The sequence below is a fragment of the Hylemonella sp. W303a genome (genome assembly GCF_046452315.1).
GTDB lineage: Bacteria > Pseudomonadota > Gammaproteobacteria > Burkholderiales > Burkholderiaceae_C > Hylemonella.
In genome coordinates, this window is record NZ_JBKFDG010000021.1 from 1 (window position 1) to 688 (window position 688).

The 688-nt window shown below is 64.0% G+C and carries 1 protein-coding gene; it reads right to left on the minus strand.

Annotation, left to right across the window (positions count from 1 at the left end; all coding sequences use genetic code 11):
* A partial coding sequence (locus tag ACLBKS_RS16455; RefSeq protein ID WP_410193884.1) for a flagellin occupies nt 1-675 on the minus strand: 675 nt, incomplete at its 3' end.
* Nucleotides 676-688: the final 13 nt, after the last annotated feature.

The window sequence follows — 688 nt, forward strand, 5'->3', positions numbered from 1 at the left end:
CGAAGTCAGGTTCTCGGCCGTGATGTTCAGGTTGTTGATCGTCGACTCAAAGCGTGACTGCAGAGCACCCAGCTTGGCGCGCTCACCGCTGATGAAGGCCAGCGCCGAGTCCACCGTCTTGATCGCGTCGTTGGCCTTGGCCACCGAGGTCACGTCCAGGTCCGCCACCTTGTGCAAGACAGAAGCCGTGTCGACACCAATGTAGGCGCTGGAGGCCGCCACCGTGGTGGTGTGGCTGATCACGAAGGACTTGTTCGAGTCGAAGGTCAGGTAACCGCTGACGATCGCGTTTTGCCCGTTCGTGTCGGCCGCCAGGGTCATCGCGCTGGCCGTGGACAAAGCCCCCGCGCTGTCCACCCGCATCTTGTTCACCGTCACCGCGCCCGCGTTCTGCACGGCGGTGTCGGAAACCATGATGTCGTTGCCGGTGGCGTTGGTCAGGATGATGCCCGTGCCTGCGGAGTTCAGGCTGGCGGTCACGCCCGTCTTGGACGACTTGTCGTTGAAGGCGGAGATCGCTGCAGCCAGGCCGCTGGGCGTGTTGGACTCAGCCAGGTTGAAGGTGATCGACTCGGGCGTGTTGCCATTGTCCGAACGCAGCTGCAGCGTGTAGGCGCCGGTGGCACCGAAGCTGAGTTGCGCGTCGGCGCGGGCTTCGGCCGTCACACCTGTCACGGAGGTCTGCTGA